The organism is Psychrobacter sp. TB55-MNA-CIBAN-0194, from assembly GCF_040309505.1.
GTDB lineage: Bacteria > Pseudomonadota > Gammaproteobacteria > Pseudomonadales > Moraxellaceae > Psychrobacter > Psychrobacter fozii.
Genome location: NZ_JBEOOW010000533.1, coordinates 1 through 254 on the forward strand (window position 1 = coordinate 1; position 254 = coordinate 254).

Below are 254 nucleotides of genomic sequence, written 5' to 3' on the forward strand. Positions count from 1 at the left end.
GCCTCTACCACTTCCTCCAATGCTTCTAGCTTTATAAGTGTTTGTGGGTAATCACGTGCGTTATTTAAATTAATACCTATAAAGCAACACACATCGTAGCCTAGCTGTTTAGTATTAATCGTTAATTGGGTGCCTGTAATGATCCCTGCTTGCTTCATTTTTTCAATTCTTACGTGAATTGTCCCAGCGCTTACATTAAATCTTTTTGCTAATTCGGCGTACGCAGTACGGGCATTTTCCATTAATGCATGAAG

At 39.0% G+C, this 254-nt stretch carries 1 protein-coding gene; it reads right to left on the bottom strand.

Translation table 11 applies throughout. From position 1 onward, the window contains the following. On the bottom strand, positions 1–254 hold a 254-nt coding region (locus AAEY75_RS16175), incomplete at both ends, for a winged helix-turn-helix transcriptional regulator (protein ID WP_352260171.1).